Here is an 18282-nt window from a genome sequence, read left to right on the forward strand (position 1 = left end):
CGTGCCTAAGCCTCGTCCAGCTCCAGGGTCACCGTGATGAGGTCCGCCGAGGAGTGCTTGACCGCATTGTGCACAGCCTCTGCGATGACGTGGTAGAGGTCCTCGGCAAAATCCCCCTCGACGTCATCTGCGATCCCTCCGATGCTGGTGCGGAAACGGACTCCGGTCTGGCGGTGGGTGGCTGCTTCGAGCTCCCTCAGCGCGTGGCGCAGTCCGGTCCCGGATGTCGCGGAGGGACGAAGCTGGGCAACCAGACCCCGCAGGTCCTTGAGCACTGATCCAGTGATGTCCTGCAGGTCAGCGGTGATCTCGCGGATCCGGTCCAGGCTCTCCGGGCGGCCGTCCTCGCCGAGCACCTTGAGGGTCTGCGTCAGCATCCCCATGGAGAACACCTGCTGGACCACAGAATCGTGAAGGTCTCGGGCGAGGCGCTGCCGCTCTTCGCGCTGGGCTGCGGATCTCTCCTGCTCCAGGAGGAGGCGTAGTCGATGGCCAGACCGGCCTGCTCGGCCATCGCGGTGAGAAACTCGAGGCCCTCCTCATCAATCTCCTTGCCCGGAGTGACGAAGGCGTTGAGGACGCCGATGGTGGACTGGCGGACTTTGATGGGCACCGAGGCGAAGGCGTCCCATTCGGGGTGCCGGTGATACTCGTGCAGCGGCCCCCAGGCCGGGTTGCTCATCACCGCCTGGTACCGATGGGGGATCACTACCCGCTCGCCGCTGTGGAACACATCCAGCATGCGCAGGTCTGCGCCCAGGCGCTGGCACTCCATCAGGCGTGAGAAGAAGTCGCTGCTCTGGGAGGCCGGAAATCCGGCGATGCCCAGCATATGGAGCTTCTCCCCGGGTGAAGGTTCGTGAGAACCTGCACCCCGGCCAGCCCGTCCGTCTGCAGGATCTCGTGGGCCAGCGCGCGCAGGGTAGCGGGCAGGGAGCGCTCTGAGGCCACCCGCGCAGCAGTGCGGGCGACGGCTGACGCGCGCCGCTCTCGGCGCCGCACCACCTCGGGATCACCATGCGGGTCGGGCGACATCAGCTCACCCCCTTGGTCAGTCTTCCTCGGCGTCGACGTACTCGATGCCCAATTCTTCCAGCTTCGGGCGCAGGTTGTAGAGGTCGAGCCCGAGAACACCCCCGATGAACTGCTCACGCTTCTCCGCCTCGTTGTCCGCGCGGCTCTGGGCCTTCGCCGCAACGGCGCCTACCTCATCGCGGGGCACGACGACGATGCCGTCGTCATCGGCGACGACAGCATCCCCGGACGGACCGTGACGCCCGGCAGCTGGATCGGAACGTTCACCGAACCGGGGTTGAGCTTATTGGTGCCTTGGGAGTGCACGGCCTTCGACCATGCGGGAAGCCCATCTCCGTGAGATCTGCGACGTCACGGACAGCCGGCGTCGATGATCAGGCCCCGCGTGCCGCGAGCCTTGAGCGCAGCGGCGAAGAGATCTCGAACATTCCGTCGGTGGACCCTGAGGTGAGAGCGACCACCAGGACATCGCCCTCCCCGCACTGCTCCACAGCCGCGTGGATCATCAAATTGTCCCCGGGTGGCTCAGGACGGTCACGGCACGGCCAGCGATGCGGGCCCCGGGATAGATAGGGCGCAGCACCGGATCCGCCAATCCCCGCTTGCCCATCGCCTCGTGGACAGTGGCGACGCCGAGCCTGCCGAACGTCTCAAGCGCAGCGGGGTCAGGGGCCGTATGGAGCGGGTCCGGACGATCCTGTGAGTCATACGAGCTCTCCCCCACAACGGGGAAGAGCCGGGCGTGCGCCTCGGCGTGCGTGATGGACTTCGACCCGCCGTTGCGCACCGCCTGAACTCCCCGGCGCACCGCCAGGTCTGTGTAGTACTCGATCAGGTGGCTCTGGGCCCCCATACACTCCATCGCCCGGCGCTTCAGGTCGAAGACGTCCGTGATGTCCAGCAGCAGATCCACCGAGAAGCCGCACATTTCGGGCTGGTGGGGCTCGAACATCAGAACCTGCGGCGCCCCGATGGGCGGGTTCTCGGTCTGATGGCCCATCGCCTGCGCCACCATGCGGGCACGCAGCAGAACCTCGTGAGCCATGTTGTGATCACGGTTGTACGGGTCCTGGGCTACGTGCGTCAGGATGGTGTTCGGCTGGTACTGACGCAGCAGGTCGACCACAGTGTCGAATGCTGACTCGTCGACGGACAGGGGTAGTCGCCGAGGTCCAGGAAGTCTGTGCTGGCACCGAGGATCTCAGCCGCAGAGGACGCTTCCTCACGGCGCACCCGACGCACTGTGTCCATGGTCATGCCCTCTTGGCGCCACAGCCCCTGCGATTCGCCGCGCTCGCCGAAGCTCAGACAGATGACGTGCACGTCGTCCCCTCTGGCCGCCGATTTCGCGATGGCTCCTCCTGCGCGCCAGACAAAATCGCCGGAATGGGCGCTGAAGACTACGACTGAGTTCTTCTCCTGTGCCATGGATCGGTTACCGCCTTTGCAGTTCGGATAGTTGGGTCATCTCATCAGGCCGCCGCCGTCGCAGACCATGGTCTGGCCGGTCACCAGCATGCCGTCCGGCGAGGCGAGGTAGGCGACCATGCTTAAGCAAAGTGGGAGGGCGTGACGAACTCCTGATCGCCTGCCTCTCCATGGTCTTCGCGAAGACCTCTTCCCGGAGTGCTCCCTGGTTCCGGGGTCGCCACCTGCGCGGGCATGACAGCGTTGACGGTGATCCTGTCCTCGCCCAACTCGTGGGCCAGGACCCGGGTCATGCCCATGAGCGCGCCTTTGGAGGCTATATATGCCAGCTGACCGGGGTTGCCGGTGAAGAACGTTCGGGAGGCTACGTTGATGATGCGGCCGCGCCATTCGCTGTCTCGCAGGTGCGGGCAGCAGGCCTGCGACATGAGCAGCGGGCCGACAGCGTTGACGTCGAAGTACCGGTGCATCTCTTCGGGAGTCGCCTCAAGAAAGCTCCGGCGCCCGGAGAGCAGCCCGGCATTGTTGACGAGGATGTCGATCCCCCGAACCGCTCAGCCACCTCGGAGACAGTCCTGCTGACCTGGCCCTCATCGGTGATGTCGCAGTCGAAGAGATGCTCGTTCTGTCCCGGCGAATCGTCGGCCGAGTCCGGTACAGGCTCGGTGACATCGAGGCAGGCGACCGTGCTTCCCTCTGCGGCGAGCCTTGCCGCCAGGCTGCGGCCGAGTCCTCCGGCAGCTCCGGTGACGATGGACACTGTCCCTTCCAGCCGCTGCGGTACGGCCGAGGGCGCACCGACGGACGGCATCGGCATCGCTCACCTCTCCTGCGGGTGGACTGCCAACGGCTCGACGTCGACATCCATCCACGGGAACTGAGGCAGGGAGGACAGCGCCTCGTGGAGCGCAGTCGCATCCGAGGCTTCCCACAGCCCCACGACGGCTCTGCGTCCGGGCACCCGCCAGAGCCTCTTCAGGATTCCTGCTTCGCGCAGCTCTGCGGCGCGGCTTCGCTCTGCGCTCTTGAGCTCCGCCTTCTCAGCGCTGCTCAGCGAGTCAGGGAGGTCGGTTTCGAATCGTACGAGAAATTCCATGGGCGTCTGCTCCTAGGCGCGTGTCTGTTCGGCAAGATCGTGCAGGACCTCCGCGAGCTCGTCAGGGGCTGTGACCATAGCCTCGTGGCCCGTGGCGATCTCCCGGACCTCCCACCCTGCCTCCTCGGCCTGTTCGCGGAAGGGCCGGAATACTCGCATCCAGTCGGTGCACTCCACATAGGTAAGCTGCACTCGGTCTGCACTGCCGAGCAGCGTGAGCGGATCCGTGTAGGTCTTCCACGGGTGCGGCGTGAGCCGCGGCGTGAGCCAGTTCAGGTCCCGCTCCTCAGTGACGCCGAGCTTCTCCAACGGTCGCGGCGGAATCAGCCATCCGAACCCGGAATCCTGCACCGACTCGCGGTAGTGGTGCGCCACCTGCTCCGGAAGCAGCTCGATGGCCGGGCGGCCGTCTCCTATGAAGGCGTCCAGATAGACGCGACGGGCGAGACGCTCCGGCAGCTGGTCTGCCACTCCCGTGATGACCTGTCCGGCATAGCTGTGCCCCACCAGGACCACCTCGGTGAGGTCATAGGCCTGGATGTAGTTCACGACATCGTCGATGTGGGTGTCGAGCCCCACCGACGGTGCGACCAGGTGGGCCCGGTCCGAAAGGCCGGTCAGGGTGGGGTGTGGACCTCGTGCCCCGACTTCTGGAGCCTCGGGACCACACGCTGCCAGCACCAGCCTCCGTGCCACGCACCGGATATCAGAACGAATGTGCTCATCGAAGGAGCCTCCTCAGCTCAGACGGCCGCCCGGACGGCACCGTCCTACTCGGCAGCATCGGTGGCGAAGAGCGCCATCGCGGCCGCAGTGTTGGATCTTAGGCACGTGGTAGGTGTCATGGACCCGGCGAACGTTCTCGCCCAGTGCTCCTCGCATGATGAGCCACATGATCATCTCAATGCCTTCGGCACCTGCTTCCTCCACGTACTCAGCGCGGGAGATCTCTGCCAGGGACTGCGGGTCAGTCTCGATCTTGTCCAGGAAGTTCCGGTCGAACTCCTGGTTGATGAGCCCGGCCCGCTCGCCGGAGAGCTGGTGAGACATGCCCCGGTGCCGAACACCGCCACTTTGATGTCCTCGGGGTAGGAGCGGATCGCCCTGCCCAGAGCTTCGCCCAGCTGGAGGCAGCGCTTCGCGGTCGGCTGTGGGTAGTGGAGCACGTTGACGAGCATCGGCACCACCCGGCAGGGCCACGAGTCTCCCGGATCAGGTGTGTAGACGGAGAGCGGAACGGTCAGCCCGTGGTCCACGTCGATTTCGTGGAAGACGGTCATATCGAAGCCCTCGTCCACCAGATTGACCAGCAGGTGCTCCGAGAGCTCAGCATCCCCGACCACCTGCGGCACCTGGCGCGGTCCGTACCCCTCATCCGCGACGTCGTACTCCTCAGCGGCTCCGATGGCGAATGTGGGGATGAAGGACATGTCAGAGCATTCGCATGGTCGTTGTAGACGACGATCGCCACATCGGGAGTGTGCTCAGCCATCCATTCCCGGGCGGGGCGTACCCGTCGAAGAGCGGCTTCCAGAGGTCGTCCTCTGTCTTCTCGTTGTCCATGGCTGCGCCGATCGACGGCACATGCGACGTCGCCAGTCCCCAGATGATCTCAGCCAAACTTCCGCCCTCCTGCTCGTAGTTCTGCGGTGAATTCCTCTGTGCTCATGCCCGTGAAGACGCCCCGAGGTCCTGCATCGACTTCTTGTCGATCGCGGCCAGCTTGATGACGTAGAAGATGGACGCCCCGATTTCGGTCATCCCCTTCCAGTCCCTCTCGAGGACTGCCCGCTTCTGCTCCTCATTGAGCCGGTGCTTGTCGCAGTAGGCAGCCTCATCGGCGGTGAACTCTTCCCGGTTCTCCGGGTGCTTGAGCGAAAACAGCATCTTGTTGAGAGCCCGAGCCTGTAAGCTCTTGCGGGCGTCGAAGATGTGGGTCCCCTCCACCTCTGGGGTATAGGACGACACGACCGCCTCCATTTCTCTGCGTACAGTGTGATGTTGCTCACTCATGAGTCTAGGGGACTCCAGCGCGAGCGACATAGGCGCCTCGACCTAAGCGGAACGGGACATTTGTCCCCCTTCTTCGCAAGGCGGCCACCATCGCTTGACCCCTCACACCCCCGGCTTAGCGTGATCCAGGTCTCAGCACTGAGATGCGTATCACACTTAGGGAGCCGTATGGACCTGCGCGAAAGATCGAATCCTCGCCGATGAGGATGTACCAGTTCGTCATCATCGGCGTCGTCGCGTTCCTGAACGCCCTGGACGGCTACGACGTCCTGGCGATCTCCTTCACCGCACCGTCGATCCGTGGCGAGTTCGAACTCTCCGGCACAGCTCTGGGGCTGCTGATGAGCGCCGCACTGATCGGCATGGCGATCGGCGCAGTGACGATGGGCCCGGTCGCCGACCGGATCGGACGGCGCAATATGACGGTGGCCGCCCTCATCGTCAATGCTGCGGGCCTCTTCCTCTCGGCCACCGCTCAGAGTCCGGCCGAGCTGAGCCTGTGGCGCTTCGTCACGGGCCTGGGAGTCGGAGGGATCCTTGTCGGCACCAACGTGATCGCCTCGGAGTACTCCTCCCGCAAGCGGCGCGGACTGATGGTCAGCATCTATGCAGTAGGCTTCGGACTCGGCGGCGCGGTGGGAGGCACCATCATGATGGCTCTCATCGATGCCTTCGGATGGCGCTCGGTCTACGTGTTCGGCGGCGTGATGACGATTCTCGCCCTGGCCCTCGTGCTCAGCATCCTTCCCGAATCGCCGCAGTACCTCTACCAGCGGCAGCCGCGAGAGCCCAGCGGAAGCTCGACTCCATTGCTCGGCGACTCGGCTACACCGAGCCGGTGGACCTGCAGGCCAAGCCTGCCTCCCTCTCGGCGCAGGAGCCTGAGACGTCCGGAGGAAACGAGATAGCAGGCCTGTTCGCTCCCGGGCAGCGGAGAGTGACCATCGTGATCTGGGTGAGCTTCTTTGTGGTGATGTTCGGCTACTACTTCGTGAACTCGTGGACCCCGACGCTCATGCACGACAGCGGACTCACCGAATCCTTGGCCATGTTCGTGACCGTGATGCTCACCCTGGGCGGGGCGATCGGCTGCGTGGTCTTCGGACTCTTCACCGCTCGGTGGTCGACGAGGCAGACCCTCACCTGGTTCACCCTCCTGGTAAGCACGCTGATGGCAGTCTTCGTCTTCACCGCCAACTGGATGGCGCTGGTGCTGGTGGTCGGCATCCTCGTCGGCTTCTTCGCGAACGGCTGCATCGCCGGGCTCTACACGCTGACCCCGCAGTCGTATCCCACCAGGCTGCGCTCCACAGGCGTCGGATGGGGACTGGGAGTCGGCCGCCTCGGCGCCATCATCGCCCCGACAGTCACCGGCGTGCTGACCGATGCGGGCTGGACGCCTCAGACGATCTATATGGGAGTGGGCCTCATCATTCTCATCGCCACTGCGGCGCTGCTCTCCATGCGGCGGCTCGACGTGGAGGCCAACCGCTCACCGCGGGAGGACCTGCAGGCCGCGGAGCCGCAGCGAGCCTCGTAGGCTGCTCCAGCCGCTCAGCGGGGCACGCTGGTCACACCTGCGCCATGATCGACCCGACCCGATCGCCCTCCGAGCGTTTCCGGTAGATCCGCGCCGGGCGCCCCAAGCCGTTGCTCCCAGGCGGTGTGGCGCGCTGCTCCAGAGCATCCAAGTGAGGCTCCATTCTCCGGCGGAACGTGTCCTTCTTGTGAGGCTGACCAAGGACCGCGTCGTGAAGCTCGCGCAGCTGAGTCACGGTGAAGCGACTCCCGAGGAGGTCCCACGGATCGGGCTCCTGGCTGTACTTCTCCCGCACGACATCCACTGCCCACGCGATGATGGCATCGTGACCGAACGGCAGACCCGGAATGCCCGTCACAGGCGACAGCTTCGCGTGCCCATGTCGCAGCCCCAGCTCGAGCTCGGCGAGCGGGAGCACGTCCAAATGGGTCACCGTGAGCACCCAGCCCCGCTCGTCACGGTTCGGGTCGTCGAAGACGTGCAGCTGCCGAGGAGATCGGCCCTGAATGTGCATACGAGTCTCCAAGCACCGAAGCACGGCGTCGCCGAGCCGCTCACGATGACGCAGCATAGTCCCCGGCAGCATCCAACTATCCGATTCACTATCGTTCTTACGCTGACGCAGAACGACTTTCAATTCTCCATCAGCCACAGTTAGCAGAACGACGTCGACAGCGACAGAGGGCCGCGGATATGCAAGCAGGTCAGTGCGTTCTGGGGCATACTCGCCAGTATATCGGGTCGGATTGGGCGCCTCTCCGCATGGGAGTGCAGATTCTCAGGCGAAGAGATTCGCTGCGTCACGGACGAATTCCTCACCCGTGGCGAAGGTCGCGGACCAGATCTTGAGGGCATCGGCCACCGGTTCCTCCATGAGAGGCCGACTGAATCCCTCTGTGCCCCAGCGTCCCTCATAGCCCATCGCTCGAACATCTGCCAGCAGCTCACTCAAGTTCAGATTTCCTTCAGAAAGCAAACCGCGGGAGGACTGCCCGAACTCCATATACCCCACATGCGGAAGTGCTGTCTCTATGGCACGCCTGATGTCGATTTCTTCGATCGACATATGGAACGTATCAAATGAATCTTGAGGTTCCCGAACCCGACATCTCCACAAACCGCACGGCTTCCGCCGCAGTGTTGATCATTGACGTTTCGTAGCGGTTGACCACTTCGAACGTCATCGTGATCCCCGACCGGTAAGCCTCCTCCGCCACATCGCCGACAAGCTGGGCCGTGTCAGCCAGTCGCCCTTCGGAGGGGCGGGAGCCGGTGTCGCCGTGGACCCCGTAGGGAATCCCGTTGAGCTGGTCCCCTCCCATCTTTGCGGTGAGCTCAATGAACTGTCGCAGCTGCTGAAAGCCTCGCGAGCGCACGTACGGATCATCGGAGGCGACGTTCGCCTCCGGGGACTGTGCTGCCATGGTGATGGGGCCAGGCCCGAGTTGCGGATGCGCTCACCGAGCTGCTCCACACCTCGGGCGTTGGGAGCTATCGGGGGCAGCACCACGCGCCGATACCCCGCGTCCCTCATGATCAGAAGCGAACGGGCGAAGGTGCTGCTGAACGGGTCAGTGGTGAATGCTGCGCTCTGGCACGCCAGGTCCGCTGCCAGCGCCGTCCGGTCCGACGTCTCTGTCGCTGCCATCGCGGACATCTCAGAACTCCGGGAGATCGAAGCGGTGCTTGAACACCGAGTAGCCGTCATCGACGTTCACCACGGTTCCATTCATCGCGTTCGACTCCTCTGAGAAGAGGAAGGCCACCACATTGGCGATCTCCTCCGGTTCGGTCATTCTGTTCCGCAGCTGCTCTGATGCGAACAGTTCCTTAAGGTGCTGCGGGAACTGCTGAATGATGGCGGTATTGGCCCGCCCTGGCGTGATGGCGAGGACCCGAGTCCCATGCTGGGCGAGTTCGTAGGCCGCTGACCGGGTGAACGAGATGACGGCGGCCTTCGCGGCGCTGTACGTGAAGGACAGCTCAGCAGCCTGTTCGCCGTAGATCGAGGACGTATTGACGATCACTCCCCGCCCCCTGCTTCACGAATTGGCGCGCGGCAGCCAGGATGCCGTAGTAGACGCCGTCCTGATCGATCCGGATCATCGGGTGATAGTCGCGTTCAGGCTCGTGGGAGAGCAGAGGCTTGCCGTAAGCGATGCCCGCGTTGTTGAAGATCCCGTCAAGACGCCCGCAGGCATCCACAGCAGACTGCACCGCCTTCTCGACGGCGCTGAAGTCTGAGACATCCACGGCGACCGCGTGGGCCTTGCCCCCTGCGGCCTCAATCTCATCGGCAACCGCCTCTGCTCCTTCACGGTTCAGGTCGGCGACGACCACCTCAGCGCCCTTCTCAGCGCAGCGCAGGGCGGTCGCGCGACCGATGCCGCTGGCTCCCCGTGATCATCAGAACTTTGTTCTGCAAAGTGCCCATAGATTCTCCTTAGAAATGAGCGGAACTCCGATGCCAGCCGCCGCAGCAGAGCGGGGCCCGAGGTGAGGCCCGGTGAGGACGGATGGGGCTTAATCGCCCCCACCCGTCCTCACCGGGTCAGGCTCACGCAGGCGCGGCAGCTGTTCGTCTCCCGCCGTCTGGCCTGAGAGCGAATGCCCCCAGGCTTCGTGCTGGGTTATGCGGCGCGTCGCACGACGTCACATGCTCGGCGTGAAGTCATCCGCATTGCTTCGATCGATCAGCTCACCTTCGACCTCGACGAAGCTCTCCTCAGGCAGGAGCCGTCCTCGTGATACTCCTCAATGTCTGCGAGCACGAGGTCGACGACGCTGAACCAGTCCTGCTGAACCGATGCGTAGAACGGCCCCTCGTCCCTGATCTCCTCGACCGCCACGCCGAGTGCGTCGATGCCGGTCACGTAGATGTCGTCCCGTCCTGCCTCATCGATCGCCTGAGCGGCACCGAGGGCAGCGTGGTCCCAGCCGACCCACACCCCATCAAGTCCGTCCGGGTTCGCCTGAAGGTGGTCCGTGACGACCTTCAGCGCCTCCTCCTGCGAGGTCCCCGGGTTCAGAACCTGTCTCATCTGTCCCCCTGCGATGTCCGCACCGGCCTCTTCGAGCATGTCCACCGCGATGTTGCTCCGAGTCATGATGCCGACATGCGGGTCGTGGCCGATGACCATGACGTCCTTGCCCTCCAGGCCGCCCATCGCCTCTTCGAGGGCACCCACTGTGAGCTCCGCGAGCTGGGTCTGGTCGAAGGTCACGTCCACCACGAAGTCTTCGTTGGGCTCCACTCCCCGTCGATGGAGAAGATCGGGATGTCTGCCTGCTCAGCTGCTGTGACCAGCGGGGCGATCTGTCGGGGTCGGGAACCCGGCGAGAATCACATCCGCCCCTGGGTGATGGCGGACTGGATGTCGGAGTTGATCTTGTCGTAGTCGAAGTCGCTGGTGTAGAGTGACGTCCCAGCCCCGCTCCTCGCCCTCGTCGACGAAGTGGTCGAGGGTGAGCTTGCCTGCCGGCGTTCCATAGCCGGCGGTGAAGGCAGCGACCTTGAGCTCCTCGCCCTCGCCTCCGCCGTCGGCGCTGCCTTCGGCATCGGCCCCGGCTGAGCATCCGCTCAGCGCCAGCATCCCCACAGCGGTGAAACCGACAATGGCTTTGAAATCAGCACGCATTTTTTTCTCCTTAGATTGGTGCCACGACGCTGTGGCCTTGGAACTGCTGCTTATAGGTTCTTCGTGCGGTGTGCGGTCTAGCGGTTTCGTGATTTGAAGGACGACATCAGGACGGCGCCGACGATGATCACTCCAGTGAGGACCTGCTGCGCGTAGGTGTTGACGCCTTCGATGTTCAGCCCGTTCTGAAGCACTCCGATGATTCCTACGCCCACGAGAGTGCCGCCGATGTTCGCTTGGCCTGATTTCAGGACGGTCATGCCGAGGAACGCCGCTGCGATGGCGAACATCATGTAATCGTTGGCGCTGGTGGCGCTCGCGCTGGACAGCTTACTGACGAGGATGATGCCGCCTATGGCAGAGACGAGACCTGACACGGAGAAGGCAAGCAGCGTGTTCAGGCGCACGTTCACGCCGGAGAGGCGCGCCACCTCACCATTGCCTCCGACGGCGTACCACTGGCGGCCGATCGTGGTGAATCGCAGTACGACCCAGATGATGAGCGCCACGGCAGCCGCGAAGAGCACCGGCATCGGAAGACCCATGACTCGTGCCTGTCCGATGACGTGGAACGAGTCGGGCATCCCGTAGAGGGTCGTACCGTCCGTCACGATGAAGGCGAGCCCTCCGACGGTCGTCATCGTCGCCAACGTGGCGACAATCGCGGAGATCTTCAGGTAGGCGACGAGGATCCCGTTGACGATTCCCACCAGCGCGCCCACGATGAGTAGTAGGCGACGATGGCTGCCGGTATGGGTGTGCCGCCGATCATCAGCGCTGAGGAGGTCGCGCCTGCCAGCGTCGCGGTGGTCCCCACTGAAAGGTCGATGTACCCAGTGACCATGACCACGGTCTGCGCCGCAGCAATGATCGTCAGAATGGCCACCTGGGCGAGCACATTCGTGAGGTTTCCGACGCTCAGGAATGCACCGGGGTTCAGGGTGCCGAAGACGACGATCAGACCGAGGAAGGCGATTACGGTCCCTCCTGCCACAGCATCTGGGTCACAGGAGTCTTGTGCTCGATGTCGACTTTCTTGGGTGCGGTTTCCGTCTGAGTCATCTCAGGCGTCCCTTCCGTAGCAGTAGGAGAGAAGCATTTCTTCGTCGGCACCCGTGGCAGACACTTCCCCGGATACACGTCCCTCATGCATGATGAGGATCCGATCGGACAGGCCGATGAGTTCGGGCAGCTCGGAGCTGACAGTGATGATCGTCGTGCCGTTCGCTGCGAGGGCCCGGATGAGCCGATAGATCTCGGCCTTGGTGCCGACGTCGATGCCGCGCGTCGGCTCGTCGAGCAGCAGAACCTTCGGACTGCGGGCGAGCATCTTGGCCAGCACGACCTTCTGCTGATTCCCTCCGGAGAGCAGACCGACCTCCTGCCGGGGCCGCGCGCCTTGATCCGCAGGTCGGCGATGCTCTTGCGTGCCAGCTCAGTGATGGCTTTGGCCGAGACCCAGCCCCTGCGCTGACCTTGGAGAGGTTCGCCATCGCGACGTTGTTCTCGATCGTGTCGCCCAGCGAGACCCCCTGGGAGCGTCGCTCCTCGGGAACCAGAGCGATGCTTAAGCGCGCAGCGAGCGGTCGACGCCGCCGCCCCGGCGAGTGTGGACCCATCGACGGTGATCGTGCCGGCCGTTCGCTTCTGGTCTCCGGCCAGGAGTCGCATCACTTCGCTGCGCCCGGAGTAAGCGAGGCCCCGATGCCCACCACTTCGCCTGCATGCGCGGAGAAGCTCAGGTCCCGGACCTTGTTCCCGGACAGCGCCTCAACGCTGAGAACCACTCTGTCCGTCGCGGTGCCTCGATCGGGAACATGCTGTCGGGGATCCCCCACCATCGTGCTGATGACTTCGTCGATGGTGACGTCTTCGACGTCTTTGGTCATGATGGTTTGGCCGTTGCGCATGATCGTGACCCGATCGCACAGCTGGAACACCTCTTCGAGGCGGTGCGAGACGTAGACGATCCCGACCCCTTCGTCGCGGAGTCCGCGCAGCACTGCGAAGAGGTCCTGGATCTCCGTGTCGGTCAGCGCCGCAGTCGGCTCGTCAAGAATGAGCACCCGCGCATTGGAGGCCAGGGCGCGTGCCACCGAGACCATGGTCTGCTGAACGGGAGAGAGGCTCCCGGCCAGCCGACGGAGCGGAATATTCCCCTGGTTCAGGCGATCCAGGTAGTGGCGGGCTTGGCGATGCATGGCGCGCCAGCTCACAATCCCTCCTGAGCTGGGGTGCGCTCGCCGAGCAGAATGTTCTCCGCCACGCTGATCGTGGGAATGATGGAGGTCTCCTGGTAGAGAGCCACCACGCCTGCACGCTGCGCGTCGCGAACTGTGCGGATCTCCAGGGGCTCTGCGTCGCGCTCCAGAGAACCCTGATCCGGCTGGTGGACTCCCGTCAGAACTTTGATGAGCGTGGATTTTCCAGCCCCGTTCTCTCCCAGAAGGGCATGGATCTCACCCTCTCGGACATCGAGCCTGGCGCCGCTGAGGGCCGCCACGCCGTCGAAGTGCTTGTGAATGTCGTGAGCTCGCAGGGCAAGTAAGCTGTCCTGGTCCTCCTGGACCATCACGGCGCTCATGCTTCGTCCGCCGCTCGGCTGCAGCGGATGACGACCTTGGGGTGGAGTCCGCTGAGGTGTGTTTCGAAGGCAGCAGCCGCGTCCTCCAGATCGAAGACCGACTGCAGGAAGGGTTCGAGATCCAGCTCATCGAGAAGCCGCAGCGCACGGGGAAACGTATAGGGGCTCACAAATACGCCCGTGAGCGTCAGCTCCTTCCGATAGAGATAGGTCGAGAGGTTCAGCGGCAGGTCGTAGTCCTCCGGGTACATGGCGCCGTAGACGATGGTCCCGCCGGGCACTGCGATGTCCAGCAGTCCCGCCGCCGCGTGCCGAGACCCGGAGGCGTCGACGACGATGTCGAAGCCCTCTCCGTCGGTGATCTCATGGGCTCGTTCAGCCAGAGACTCCGTGGTCGGGTCGACGACATGCCGCGCCCCGAACTCTTGGGCGAGCAGGCGGCGCTCCGCGATCGGCTCGATCATGGTCAGCGACGTCGCCCCGAAGCGCTCCATCACCTGCAGCGTCAGCTGGCCGATGGGTCCGCCCCGCAGATGGCGACGCGGTCTCCCGCGCGAACTCGGGTCTTGTCGGCGATGCGCACAGCGACGGAGGTGGGCTCCAGCAGGCAGCCTTTGAGGAGTGAGACGCTCTCCGGCAGACGATGGACCTGAGACTCGTGCCAGACGATGGACCGGGCCATGCCGGGCCGGTTGGAGTCGAAGAGCCGCTCGCAGAACTGCTGGCGTCCGTCTCGGCAGGGGGAGCATGCCCCGCAGAAGCGGACGAAGTTTCCTGAGACGCGGTCTCCGACGTCTATGTCGGAACGGCTGACGTGGGGCCGACCTCTGCGACCACGCCGGAGATCTCATGCCCCAGGCCGATGGGCACGTCGGTGCCGAAGAAGCCCTCGGCAAGGTGCGGGTCGGAGCCGCAGATCGCCGCGTATGCCACATCGATGCGGACGTCCTCAGGGCCTAGGGCGTCTGCGGGCAGCTCGACGACCCCGATCTCACCGCGGTCCTCCGGGTGGAGTGCCGTCAGGCTGCCGATCTTGGTGACCGCCACGGTCGGCACTCCGCCGGACGCACTGGTCTCAGGTGAAGCGGGGTCGGTGCTCGTCATGGAGTTCACGCCGCTCATTCCTTCTCTCCCACGATCGCAGCAGCAGCCTCAACGGTGGCCCTGAGCCCGTATCCGTGCTTGTCCCGCAGCTCGTCGGCTTCGCCGAATCCTGCGAAGACCTGGGGATGCCCAATCGCCGGAAGCCGTCCAGGCGGATCTGCCGGTCGGCAAGGACCTCCGAGATCTGGGAGGCCAGCCCGCCGTAGGCGAGGTGATCCTCCACGACGACGAAGCGGCCCGTCTCCTCCGCGCAGCGGACGATCAGATCCTCATCGACAGGCTTGAGGGTGAACATGTCCACCACACGGGCGCTGATGCCGTGGTCTGCGGCGAGCACGTCGGCAGCTTCGAGAGCCTGCGCGACGGTCTCCCCGTGGGCGAAGATGGTCAGATCCTCACCCTCACGAGCCGTGATGCCCTTCCCGATCTCGATGTCGACGGACCCGGGCTCGTAGATGACCTTGTCCTTCTTGCCGACGGCAAGACGAATGTAGAGGGCCCCGACATGGACATCGACTGTCGCAGAACCTCGCCGACCATCAGAGGGTCGCCGATCGAGGTGACGGTCATGTTGACGAGGCTCGTCATGAGTCCAAGGTCTTCGACGGCGTAGTGGGTGGATCCCCGTTGCCGACGAGTCCGCCGTGGGTGCCCACGATTTTGACGGGAAGATTGGGGTAGCAGATGTCTGAGCGCACCTGCTCGAGGGCCCGCATGCTCAGAAAGGGCAGCATGCCGGAGACCACGGGGATGTTGCTCTCGTTGGCGAGGCCTGCTGCGATGCCGACGCACGCCTGCTCTGACAGTCCGACATCCACAAAACGGTCAGGGTGTGCGTCACGGAACTCTTTGAGGGTGGCCCCGATGTCCGGCGTCAGGACCCACAGGTTGTCGTTCGCGTCGCCGATCTCTTTCAGGGTCTGACCGATCACGGTGCGAGAGGACAGCATCTCGCCGAATGTGAATGATGCTTCCTGCTGTGTGGTGACACTCATGATCGAGCCGCCTTTCGACCTTCAGCCAGTGAGGACAATGCGCGCTGCAAATCTTTCTCGTTGAGTGATCCCGCATGCCACCCCAGATTTCTTTCCATAAAATCAACGCCTTTTCCTTTGATGGTGTCACAAATAACAACGGTCGGCACCGATGACTTGGGATCCGGCAGTGAGTCGAATGCCGTCACCAGTTCGGCCATATTGTGGCCATCCACTTCGATCACGTTCCAACCGAATGCTCGCCATTTGTCGGGATAGGGCTCCAATCGGACGCGCTCCTCGGAGAAGCTGGTCATGAGCTGGCGGTTCCGATCGATGAAGGCGACGAGATTGCCCAGGTCGTTGCTGTGCGCCGCCAGGGCGGACTCCCACACTGACCCCTCGCCGGTCTCTCCGTCCCCCATCAGGGTGAAGACTCGGTGGTCCATGCCGTTGCGCCGCGCATGCAGCGCCATGCCGGTGGCGAGCGGCAGACCGTGGCCGAGCGAACCGGTCGAGACCTCAACGCCCGGCAGCTGCACCTTGCACGGGTGCATCCCGTAGGCCGAGTCAAGACGTCCATAGGTGCGGACGATGTCGTCATACTCGAAGAATCCGCGCATGGCCATTGCGATGTACATGCACACCGCAGCGTGACCCTTGCTGAGCACAAAGCGATCCCGCTCCGGATTCCAGAGATCATCGGGATCAACATGCATTCCGTATTCGAAAAGCAGGGTGAAGATATCGGCGGAGGAGAGATCCCCACCTATGTGCACGGCGCCGTCGTATTCACCACATAGAAGAAGGAGCTTTTCGCGCAGTTCGTACGAAAGGTCCTCCAACTCGGCGACACTGGCCTCCGGCCGCGTGATCGTTTTAGGCATCTGATCCTCCAGTGAACTTGCGTCATTTCGGCTACTTTGACGAAATGTGATCTATGTCACCTGGAACTATAGGCTCGCCCCCAGGGCTGTAAAGAGCTGTTTGCTCAATCTTGCGATAAGTGGTCGCGTCAGGGCCGTGACCGGCAGCTGCGGCTTGCTTCGGCCGTTCGCACGGCCCGCGAGCGGCCAGCCCCCGGACAGCCGTAAGGCTTAGGGGCACGGGAGCGGAGCGGCACGCAACAGCGCCCACAGCCCGGATCCCTGCATGGCCCCGCACAAACCCTTGACACACCCACAAAGTGTTGCTTCACTTTGCCACAGTGACCTAGCTCACATTTGAGCATTATGCTCGAGGAGCGAGGTCATCGGCTGCTCAGAGCAACTCTCTGACGTTCGAGAGACTTCACGGCACGCCCACAAACCGCACGCATTCACTGGGAGAGATCATGACGGACACCACCACGCCGTTGCAGCACACGGATCAGCAGACGCCGACGAGGACACCGCTGTTCTACGGAGGCCGAGAGCACCACACCGATCAGACGCTGCGCATCACAAACCCTGCCAACCCATCCCAGGTGGTGGGTGAGGCGGCCGCGGCCAGCCGTGACCAGGCGCTGGAAGCCGTAGGCGCTGCCAAGAAAGCCTTCCTGCCTGGGCCGCTCTGACCGGTGCGGAGCGCGCTCAGCAGCTGACGCAGGCTGCTGGCGCCATTATGGAGAACTCAGAGCAGGAAGCCGGGATCCTGTCCCGCGAGAATGGGAAGGTCGTCGGCGAGTCAACATTCGACCTCATGGGACTCGCGAAGCGCTTCGAGCTCGCCTGCGGATTGGCCGAGGAGGTCGATGCGGTCGAGGTCCTGCCGGGACCGCCCACCGAGGTGCACGTCTCTCACAAGCCCATGGGAGTCGTGACCATCATCGTGCCCTTCAACTGGTAAGCTGCCATTCTCGGCGCGTCACTGCCATACGCTCTGATGGCGGGAAACACCGTTGTGGTCAAGCCGCCGCCGTCCTGCCCGTTGGCGACCACGCGGGCGGTGCAGCGCATCGCTGAGCAGCTTCCACCGGGTGTTCTCAACGTCGTCACCGGCGAAGATGCGGAGATTGGTGAGGCCTTGGTGTCCCACGAAGACGTCGCCAAGGTCTGCTTCACCGGTTCGGTCAATGGCGGGAAGCGCATCATGACCATGGCCGCGCAGACCCTCACGAATGTGACCCTGGAGCTCGGCGGCAACGATGGAGTGCTGATCCTCGAGGACGCACAGTTCAACGAGCAGAACATGGACCTGCTCTTCATGGGCATCTTCGGCACGACCGGCCAGGTGTGCATGAACGCCAAACGAATCTACGTCCACTCCTCCAAGAAGGAGGAGCTCGTCGCGGAGCTCACCAAACGGCTCGAGCAGGTGCAGCTCGGACCCGCATCAGACTCTTCCACCACGATGGGCCCGTTCCACCAGAAGGCCCAGCTGGAGTTCGTCCAGACCCTGGTGAAGGAGGCCAAGGACTCCGGCGCTGACGTCCGGGAGTTCGGGAGCTGCCCGGCGGCGAATGGGCGGACGGGAACTTCATGCGTCCTTCCCTCGTTCTGGACCCCGATCCGAACCTGCGCGTCGTCACCGAGGAGCAGTTCGGTCCGACTATCCCCATCATCACCTTCGAGGATGTCGAGGACGGCATCCGCATGATCAACGACACCGAGTACGGACTCTGCAATTCGGTATGGACGGCCGACGAGGCGACCGCCCACTCCGTGGGGACCCGGCTGCAGTCCGGCTACGTCTTCCACAATACGCACGGGTAAGCCCTGCTCGATCAGCGTGCCCCGTTCGGCGGCATCAAGCAGTCCGGCATCGGGCGTGAGATGGGAACCATCGGCCTCCGCGAGTTCCAGGAGCCTCATGCACTGGGCGTCCTGAAGGGCTGACCGTCGTCCCCGTGTCCTGCGGACTCGGGAACGCTTCCCCATCAGCATGATTCG

At 63.9% G+C, this 18282-nt stretch carries 36 protein-coding genes and 1 pseudogene; 7 read left to right on the plus strand and 30 right to left on the minus strand.

What is annotated here, in order from left to right; genetic code table 11:
- Positions 1–5: 5 nt before the first annotated feature.
- From K0H76_RS16625 to K0H76_RS16680, 12 genes are all read right to left on the minus strand, one after another.
- Positions 6–383 carry a hypothetical protein gene (locus K0H76_RS16625; protein ID WP_258933698.1) on the minus strand — a complete coding sequence of 126 codons (378 nt, stop codon included), beginning with the start codon at positions 381–383 and terminating at the stop codon, positions 6–8.
- A complete protein-coding gene (locus K0H76_RS16630) occupies positions 371–832 on the minus strand; it encodes a GAF domain-containing protein (RefSeq protein ID WP_258933699.1) in 462 nt (153 codons plus the stop codon). The genes K0H76_RS16625 and K0H76_RS16630 overlap by 13 nt, the downstream gene beginning before the upstream one ends.
- 219 nt (positions 833–1051) lie before the next feature.
- On the minus strand, positions 1052–1222 hold the full coding sequence (locus tag K0H76_RS16635) for a hypothetical protein (RefSeq protein ID WP_258933700.1): 171 nt from the start codon (positions 1220–1222) through the stop codon (positions 1052–1054).
- 187 nt (positions 1223–1409) lie between these two features.
- The gene (locus tag K0H76_RS16640; RefSeq protein WP_258933701.1) at positions 1410–1541 is read right to left on the minus strand and encodes a hypothetical protein; all 132 of its coding nucleotides are present in this window, start codon (positions 1539–1541) and stop codon (positions 1410–1412) included.
- Entirely contained in the window at positions 1541–2161 is a 621-nt protein-coding gene (locus tag K0H76_RS16645) for a hypothetical protein (protein WP_258933702.1), read from the minus strand. Before K0H76_RS16645 ends, K0H76_RS16640 begins: the two co-directional genes overlap by 1 nt.
- Complete coding sequence (locus K0H76_RS16650) at positions 2119–2463, minus strand: PIG-L family deacetylase (RefSeq protein ID WP_258933703.1); 345 nt, start codon at positions 2461–2463, stop codon at positions 2119–2121. The genes K0H76_RS16645 and K0H76_RS16650 overlap by 43 nt, the downstream gene beginning before the upstream one ends.
- A gap of 122 nt (positions 2464–2585) precedes the next feature.
- Positions 2586–2978: an SDR family oxidoreductase gene (locus tag K0H76_RS16655; RefSeq protein WP_258935455.1), complete on the minus strand. Its 393-nt coding sequence runs from the start codon at positions 2976–2978 to the stop codon at positions 2586–2588.
- Positions 2979–3283: 305 nt separating this feature from the next.
- Positions 3284–3559, minus strand: a complete 276-nt coding sequence (locus K0H76_RS16660; protein ID WP_146341151.1) for a muconolactone Delta-isomerase family protein — start codon at positions 3557–3559, stop codon at positions 3284–3286.
- 12 nt (positions 3560–3571) lie between these two features.
- On the minus strand, positions 3572–4138 hold the full coding sequence (locus K0H76_RS16665) for an alpha/beta hydrolase (RefSeq protein ID WP_258933704.1): 567 nt from the start codon (positions 4136–4138) through the stop codon (positions 3572–3574).
- A 317-nt stretch (positions 4139–4455) separates the two neighbouring features.
- Positions 4456–4989, minus strand: a complete 534-nt coding sequence (locus tag K0H76_RS16670) for a hypothetical protein (RefSeq protein WP_258933705.1) — start codon at positions 4987–4989, stop codon at positions 4456–4458.
- 1 nt (position 4990) lies between these two features.
- Positions 4991–5179, minus strand: coding sequence for a hypothetical protein (locus K0H76_RS16675; protein WP_258933706.1), 189 nt, complete (start codon positions 5177–5179; stop codon positions 4991–4993).
- 45 nt (positions 5180–5224) lie between these two features.
- A complete protein-coding gene (locus K0H76_RS16680) occupies positions 5225–5527 on the minus strand; it encodes a protocatechuate 3,4-dioxygenase (protein WP_258933707.1) in 303 nt (100 codons plus the stop codon).
- Positions 5528–5715: 188 nt separating this feature from the next.
- On the opposite strand from K0H76_RS16680, the gene K0H76_RS16685 reads away from it, so the two are divergent.
- Both K0H76_RS16685 and K0H76_RS16690 read left to right on the plus strand, forming a co-directional pair.
- The gene (locus tag K0H76_RS16685; RefSeq protein WP_258933708.1) at positions 5716–6480 is read left to right on the plus strand and encodes an MFS transporter; all 765 of its coding nucleotides are present in this window, start codon (positions 5716–5718) and stop codon (positions 6478–6480) included.
- Positions 6481–6509: 29 nt separating this feature from the next.
- Complete coding sequence (locus K0H76_RS16690; protein ID WP_258933709.1) at positions 6510–7112, plus strand: MFS transporter; 603 nt, start codon at positions 6510–6512, stop codon at positions 7110–7112.
- Positions 7113–7143: 31 nt separating this feature from the next.
- Here the strand turns inward: K0H76_RS16690 and K0H76_RS16695 are convergent, their stop codons facing one another.
- The 16 genes from K0H76_RS16695 to K0H76_RS16770 all read right to left on the minus strand — a co-directional run bounded on the left by K0H76_RS16695 (position 7144) and on the right by K0H76_RS16770 (position 14823).
- Complete coding sequence (locus K0H76_RS16695) at positions 7144–7698, minus strand: NUDIX hydrolase (RefSeq protein ID WP_258933710.1); 555 nt, start codon at positions 7696–7698, stop codon at positions 7144–7146.
- 192 nt (positions 7699–7890) lie between these two features.
- A complete protein-coding gene (locus K0H76_RS16700; RefSeq protein ID WP_258933711.1) occupies positions 7891–8064 on the minus strand; it encodes a hypothetical protein in 174 nt (57 codons plus the stop codon).
- Positions 8065–8188: 124 nt separating this feature from the next.
- Complete coding sequence (locus K0H76_RS16705) at positions 8189–8536, minus strand: sugar phosphate isomerase/epimerase (RefSeq protein ID WP_258933712.1); 348 nt, start codon at positions 8534–8536, stop codon at positions 8189–8191.
- A 234-nt stretch (positions 8537–8770) separates the two neighbouring features.
- Entirely contained in the window at positions 8771–9139 is a 369-nt protein-coding gene (locus K0H76_RS16710) for an SDR family oxidoreductase (protein WP_258933713.1), read from the minus strand.
- Positions 9096–9452 (minus strand): SDR family NAD(P)-dependent oxidoreductase, encoded by a 357-nt coding sequence (locus K0H76_RS16715; RefSeq protein WP_258933714.1) that lies wholly within the window; start codon positions 9450–9452, stop codon positions 9096–9098. The genes K0H76_RS16710 and K0H76_RS16715 overlap by 44 nt, the downstream gene beginning before the upstream one ends.
- A gap of 353 nt (positions 9453–9805) precedes the next feature.
- Complete coding sequence (locus tag K0H76_RS16720; protein WP_258933715.1) at positions 9806–10366, minus strand: sugar ABC transporter substrate-binding protein; 561 nt, start codon at positions 10364–10366, stop codon at positions 9806–9808.
- A 36-nt stretch (positions 10367–10402) separates the two neighbouring features.
- Positions 10403–10750: a hypothetical protein gene (locus K0H76_RS16725; protein ID WP_258933716.1), complete on the minus strand. Its 348-nt coding sequence runs from the start codon at positions 10748–10750 to the stop codon at positions 10403–10405.
- 77 nt (positions 10751–10827) lie between these two features.
- Positions 10828–11472, minus strand: coding sequence for an ABC transporter permease (locus tag K0H76_RS16730; protein WP_258933717.1), 645 nt, complete (start codon positions 11470–11472; stop codon positions 10828–10830).
- Positions 11424–11744: a hypothetical protein gene (locus tag K0H76_RS16735; RefSeq protein ID WP_258933718.1), complete on the minus strand. Its 321-nt coding sequence runs from the start codon at positions 11742–11744 to the stop codon at positions 11424–11426. Before K0H76_RS16735 ends, K0H76_RS16730 begins: the two co-directional genes overlap by 49 nt.
- A gap of 69 nt (positions 11745–11813) precedes the next feature.
- Complete coding sequence (locus K0H76_RS16740) at positions 11814–12092, minus strand: hypothetical protein (RefSeq protein WP_258933719.1); 279 nt, start codon at positions 12090–12092, stop codon at positions 11814–11816.
- A gap of 328 nt (positions 12093–12420) precedes the next feature.
- Positions 12421–12966: an ATP-binding cassette domain-containing protein gene (locus K0H76_RS16745; RefSeq protein ID WP_258933720.1), complete on the minus strand. Its 546-nt coding sequence runs from the start codon at positions 12964–12966 to the stop codon at positions 12421–12423.
- Complete coding sequence (locus K0H76_RS16750) at positions 12963–13334, minus strand: ATP-binding cassette domain-containing protein (RefSeq protein ID WP_258933721.1); 372 nt, start codon at positions 13332–13334, stop codon at positions 12963–12965. Before K0H76_RS16750 ends, K0H76_RS16745 begins: the two co-directional genes overlap by 4 nt.
- Positions 13331–13828, minus strand: coding sequence for a zinc-binding dehydrogenase (locus K0H76_RS16755; protein WP_258935456.1), 498 nt, complete (start codon positions 13826–13828; stop codon positions 13331–13333). The genes K0H76_RS16750 and K0H76_RS16755 overlap by 4 nt, the downstream gene beginning before the upstream one ends.
- An 11-nt stretch (positions 13829–13839) precedes the next feature.
- A complete protein-coding gene (locus K0H76_RS16760; protein WP_258933722.1) occupies positions 13840–14016 on the minus strand; it encodes a hypothetical protein in 177 nt (58 codons plus the stop codon).
- A gap of 113 nt (positions 14017–14129) precedes the next feature.
- Positions 14130–14456, minus strand: a complete 327-nt coding sequence (locus tag K0H76_RS16765; RefSeq protein ID WP_258933723.1) for an alcohol dehydrogenase catalytic domain-containing protein — start codon at positions 14454–14456, stop codon at positions 14130–14132.
- Positions 14410–14823, minus strand: a complete 414-nt coding sequence (locus K0H76_RS16770; protein WP_258935457.1) for a hypothetical protein — start codon at positions 14821–14823, stop codon at positions 14410–14412. Before K0H76_RS16770 ends, K0H76_RS16765 begins: the two co-directional genes overlap by 47 nt.
- Here K0H76_RS16770 and K0H76_RS16775 point away from each other — a divergent pair.
- Positions 14758–15051 carry a hypothetical protein gene (locus tag K0H76_RS16775; RefSeq protein ID WP_258933724.1) on the plus strand — a complete coding sequence of 98 codons (294 nt, stop codon included), beginning with the start codon at positions 14758–14760 and terminating at the stop codon, positions 15049–15051. The genes K0H76_RS16770 and K0H76_RS16775 overlap by 66 nt on opposite strands.
- On the opposite strand, the gene K0H76_RS16780 is transcribed toward K0H76_RS16775, so the two are convergent.
- Both K0H76_RS16780 and K0H76_RS16785 read right to left on the minus strand, forming a co-directional pair.
- Entirely contained in the window at positions 15023–15433 is a 411-nt protein-coding gene (locus K0H76_RS16780; protein ID WP_258933725.1) for a hypothetical protein, read from the minus strand. The genes K0H76_RS16775 and K0H76_RS16780 overlap by 29 nt on opposite strands.
- Positions 15430–16299, minus strand: a complete 870-nt coding sequence (locus tag K0H76_RS16785; RefSeq protein ID WP_258933726.1) for a transketolase — start codon at positions 16297–16299, stop codon at positions 15430–15432. The genes K0H76_RS16780 and K0H76_RS16785 overlap by 4 nt, the downstream gene beginning before the upstream one ends.
- Positions 16300–16745: 446 nt before the next feature.
- On the opposite strand from K0H76_RS16785, the gene K0H76_RS16790 reads away from it, so the two are divergent.
- From K0H76_RS16790 to K0H76_RS16805, 4 genes and pseudogenes are all read left to right on the plus strand, one after another.
- A complete protein-coding gene (locus K0H76_RS16790; protein WP_258933727.1) occupies positions 16746–16967 on the plus strand; it encodes a hypothetical protein in 222 nt (73 codons plus the stop codon).
- Positions 16968–16990: 23 nt separating this feature from the next.
- Positions 16991–17239, plus strand: a complete 249-nt coding sequence (locus tag K0H76_RS16795; RefSeq protein WP_258935458.1) for an aldehyde dehydrogenase family protein — start codon at positions 16991–16993, stop codon at positions 17237–17239.
- Between the two features lie 36 nt (positions 17240–17275).
- Positions 17276–17989: an aldehyde dehydrogenase family protein gene (locus tag K0H76_RS16800; RefSeq protein ID WP_258933728.1), complete on the plus strand. Its 714-nt coding sequence runs from the start codon at positions 17276–17278 to the stop codon at positions 17987–17989.
- Positions 17872–18228: pseudogene (locus tag K0H76_RS16805) on the plus strand (aldehyde dehydrogenase family protein). Before K0H76_RS16800 ends, K0H76_RS16805 begins: the two are co-directional and overlap by 118 nt.
- Positions 18229–18282 lie beyond the last annotated feature (54 nt).

This window comes from Nesterenkonia pannonica, from assembly GCF_019575955.1.
GTDB lineage: Bacteria > Actinomycetota > Actinomycetes > Actinomycetales > Micrococcaceae > Nesterenkonia > Nesterenkonia pannonica.